Origin of the sequence: Streptomyces phyllanthi, from assembly GCF_009377205.1 — a bacterium.
GTDB lineage: Bacteria > Actinomycetota > Actinomycetes > Streptomycetales > Streptomycetaceae > Streptomyces > Streptomyces phyllanthi.
This window is the reverse complement of the sequence record NZ_VJZE01000638.1, coordinates 1-4091: the sequence shown is the minus strand read 5'-3', so window position 1 is coordinate 4091 and position 4091 is coordinate 1. Positions and strand designations below refer to the sequence as shown.

Genomic DNA, 4091 nt, shown 5'->3' with positions numbered 1-4091 from the left:
GCCCTCACCTACGGACACCCCCCACTACGGACAACCCCCCACGGAAAGCCCCCCATGGAGAGGAATCCCATACTCATGAGCCGTACCCGAACAAGAACGGCCCTGCTCGCCGCCCTCGCACTCGTGGGCGGCGCGGCCGGGACCGCCGTCGCGGCGGATCCCGACGCCGTCGGCACCCAGGCCATCCCCTGCACCGTCGACTACAAGGTGCAGAACCAGTGGGACACCGGCTTCACCACCTCCGTCACGGTCACCAACAACGGCGCCGCCAAGTCGTCGTGGGCCGTGAAGTGGTCGTACGCCGGGAACCAGAGGATCACCAACGGCTGGAACGCCAGGCTCACCCAGAGCGGCACGGGCGTGACCGCCGCCAACGAGACCTACAACGGCACGCTCGCGACCGGCGGTTCCGTCAGCTTCGGCTTCAACGCCTCCTACAGCGGCACCAACGCCCTCCCCACCACCTTCACGCTCGACGGCGTCACCTGCAACGTCGACGACGGCGGTGGCGGCACGGATCCGGGCGGCCCCGGTGGCCCCTCCGGGCGGGTCGACAACCCGTACTCCGGCGCCAAGGTGTACGTGAACCCCGAGTGGCGGGCGAAGGCCAACGCCGAGCCGGGCGGCAGCCGGATCGCCGGCCAGCCCACGGGTGTCTGGCTCGACCGGATCGCCGCCATCAACGGCGTGAACGGCGGCATGGGCCTGCGCGCCCACCTCGACGAGGCGCTGCGGCAGAAGGGCTCCGACGAGCTCGTCGTCCAGCTGGTCATCTACAACCTGCCCGGACGCGACTGCGCGGCCCTCGCGTCCAACGGCGAGCTCGGCCCGACGGAGATCGACAAGTACAAGACGCAGTACATCGACCCGATCGCCGCCATCCTCGCCGACCCGAAGTACGCCGCGCTGCGGATCGTCACCACCGTCGAGATCGACTCGCTGCCCAACCTCGTCACCAACACCGGCAGCCGCCCGACGGCCACCCCGCAGTGCGACGTCATGAAGGCCAACGGCAACTACGTCAAGGGTGTCGGCTACGCGCTCAACAAGCTCGGTGACGTGGCGAACGTCTACAACTACGTCGACGCCGGCCACCACGGCTGGATCGGCTGGGACGACAACTTCGGCGCCTCCGCCAACACCTTCAAGGAGGCGGCGACCGCCGAGGGCGCCACCGTCAACGACGTCCACGGCTTCATCACCAACACGGCGAACTACAGCGCGCTGAAGGAGAACAACTTCACCATCAACGACAACGTGGCCGGCAAGTCGGTGCGCGAGTCGAAGTGGGTCGACTGGAACCGCTACGTCGACGAGCAGTCCTTCGCCCAGGCCTTCCGCAACCAGCTGGTCTCGGTCGGCTTCAACGCGAACATCGGCATGCTGATCGACACCTCCCGCAACGGCTGGGGCGGCTCCGCACGGCCCACCGGACCGGGCGCGACGACCAGCGTGGACACGTACGTCAACGGCGGGCGCTACGACCGCCGTATCCACATCGGCAACTGGTGCAACCAGTCCGGAGCGGGTCTGGGTGAGCGCCCGCAGGCCGCGCCCGCGGCCGGGATCGACGCCTACGTGTGGATGAAGCCCCCGGGGGAGTCCGACGGTTCGAGCCAGGCCATCGACAACGACGAGGGCAAGGGCTTCGACCGGATGTGCGACCCGACGTACACGGGCAACCCGCGCAACGGCAACAGCATGTCGGGCGCCCTGCCGAACTCCCCGCTGTCCGGGCACTGGTTCTCGGCGCAGTTCCAGGAGCTCATGAGGAACGCGTACCCGGCGCTGTGAGCGGACACGTGCCCGGGGCCTGAGCCCTCGGGCACGTGAGCACATGGCCCTCTCGCCCGGATTTGCCGATACGGCAACGAGAATTGCCGTTGATCGGTGCGTCGGCGCACGCTGGCGGGCATCCGAGCGAGAGGGTCATCACCATGGGAAACCACCACGATCGCCACCACGACTGCCACCACGGTCACCACGGTCACCACCATGATCACGACGCCGAACGGGACTGGTCCGTCATGGCTCCGATGCTGGAGGCGGAGGCGGAACTGTTCTCACCCCTGTACGCGCGGGCCGCGGCCTGGCTGAGCAAGCGGCAGCCCCATCCGGGGCTCGTCGTCGACGCGGGCAGCGGTCCCGGAGTCGTGGCCGCTGTACTGGCAGCCTCGTTCCCCGGCGCGCGCGTCGTCGCCGTCGACGGCTCCGGCCCCCTCCTCGAACGCGCCCGCGACCGCGCCGAGCGCCTCGGGATCGCCGACCGCTTCAGCACGCTGGAGGGTGAACTCCCGGACGTACTGGGCGACCTGGACTACCCGGTCGATCTGCTCTGGGCGAGCAGGAGCCTGCACCACCTCGCCGACCAGCGGGCGGCCCTCGCGGCCTTCGCCGGGCGACTGGCGCCCGGCGGCACCGTCGCGCTGCTGGAAGGCGGCCTCCCCGCCCGCTATCTGCCCCGCGACATCGGTATCGGCCGGCCCGGTCTCCAGGCCCGTATCGGCGCCGTCGAGGCCGAGCGGTTCACCGCGATGCGGGCCGAGATCCCCGGGGCCGTCGAGGAGATCGAGGACTGGCCGGGACTGCTCACCACGGTCGGTCTGCGCGGCGCCACCAGCCGCACCTTCCTGCTCGACCTGCCCGCCCCGCTGCCCGAAGAGGCCCGCGCGTTCGCCGTGACCGCGTTCCAGCACTACCGCGACACGCTCGGAGAACACCTCGACGCGTCCGACCGGGCGACCGTCGACCAGCTCCTCGACCCCGACGACAAGGCGAGTCTGTACCACCGGCCCGACGTCTTCGTCCTGGCGGCGCACACGCTCCATGTGGCGGAGGCGCCCCTCGTGGCCTGAGAACGGGCATCGAGGGCGTCGGCCCCCTGCTGACCGTCGACGACGACACCGTCGGTCGGACGGAAAAGCGGCGCCGCCGCCCCCGAGCAGGGGGCAACGGCACCGCTGAAGGCGCGTGCGCCGGTGTCAGGCCATGTTGAACGTCGCCGGGTCCGGGCCCAGACGGCGGCCTTCCTCGAGGGCGCTGATGGCGGCCATGTCCTCGGCGTCGAGGGAGAAGTCGAACACCTCGATGTTCTCCTTGATCCGCGACGGGGTCACGGACTTGGGGATCACGACGTTGCCCAGCTGGAGATGCCAGCGCAGGACGATCTGGGCCGGGGTGCGGCCGTGCTTCTGGGAGATGGCGACGAGCGCCGGGACCTCCAGAAGGCCCTTGCCCTGGCCGAGCGGCGACCAGGCCTCGGTGGCGATGCCCTGCTGCGCGTGGTACTCGCGGGCCGCCTGCTGCTGGAGGTGCGGGTGCAGCTCGATCTGGTTGACCGCCGGGATGACGGAGGTGGCGTCGATCAGCTGCTCCAGGTGCTCCGGATTGAAGTTGGAGACACCGATGGCCCGGGCGCGGCCGTCCGCGTGCAGCTTCTCGAAGGCCTTGTACGTCTCGACGAACGTGCCCTTGGCGGGCAGCGGCCAGTGGATCAGGTAGAGATCCACGAACTCCAGGCCGAGCTTCTCCAGCGACGCGTCGAAGGCACGCAGCGTGGAGTCGTACCCCTGCTCGCTGTTCCAGAGCTTGGTGGTGACGAAGAGGTCCTGGCGGGGGATGCCCGAGGCGTTGATCGCCTTGCCGGTGCCCTCCTCGTTGCCGTAGATCGCCGCTGTGTCGATGCTGCGGTACCCGGCCTCCAGCGCCGTCGAGACGGCCGTCTCGGCCTCGTCGTCCGGCACCTGCCAGACGCCGAAGCCCAACTGGGGCATTTCGACGCCGTTGTTCAGGATGATCGGGGGAACCTTGCTCACGAGCTCTCGATCCTTCAGTCGTCGGTGGTAATCCCATCGTCAACGATCACATACCCCGTCGCATTCCTGTGAGCCCGTGGGTCGAATCACAGGTTGGCCGGAAAGGGATGCGCCGCTTCGACCTTATCGGTCTGGACCATTGACCGGGGACCGTCCTGCCGACAACCCTGTACTCCCACCGGCTCGGGCACGTCGGTGAATCTCGCTCATGTACGTGAACTTCCAGTTCCGCCTGCACCTCCAGGCGTGCCCCGCTCTCCGGGCGTCCCCCCGCAC

General features: G+C 69.2%; 3 protein-coding genes. 2 read left to right on the top strand and 1 reads right to left on the bottom strand.

Going from position 1 to position 4091, the window contains the following annotated elements:
- Positions 1 to 75 precede the first annotated feature (75 nt).
- Positions 76 to 1794 carry a glycoside hydrolase family 6 protein gene (locus FNH04_RS42585; protein ID WP_152791599.1) on the top strand — a complete coding sequence of 573 codons (1719 nt, stop codon included), beginning with the start codon at positions 76 to 78 and terminating at the stop codon, positions 1792 to 1794.
- Positions 1795 to 1937: 143 nt separating this feature from the next.
- A complete protein-coding gene (locus tag FNH04_RS42580; RefSeq protein WP_152791598.1) occupies positions 1938 to 2855 on the top strand; it encodes a class I SAM-dependent methyltransferase in 918 nt (305 codons plus the stop codon).
- Positions 2856 to 2981: 126 nt separating this feature from the next.
- On the opposite strand, the gene FNH04_RS42575 is transcribed toward FNH04_RS42580, so the two are convergent.
- Entirely contained in the window at positions 2982 to 3773 is a 792-nt protein-coding gene (locus FNH04_RS42575; RefSeq protein ID WP_152791600.1) for an aldo/keto reductase, read from the bottom strand.
- Positions 3774 to 4091: the final 318 nt, after the last annotated feature.

What these genes read in the sequence shown, in the direction of transcription:
- FNH04_RS42585 (WP_152791599.1), top strand. Translation starts at nt 76, where the DNA reads ATGAGCCGTACCCGAACAAGAACGGCCCTGCTCGCCGCCCTCGCACTC.
- FNH04_RS42580 (WP_152791598.1), top strand. Translation starts at nt 1,938, where the DNA reads ATGGGAAACCACCACGATCGCCACCACGACTGCCACCACGGTCACCAC.
- FNH04_RS42575 (WP_152791600.1), bottom strand. Translation starts at nt 3,773, where the DNA reads ATGCCCCAGTTGGGCTTCGGCGTCTGGCAGGTGCCGGACGACGAGGCC.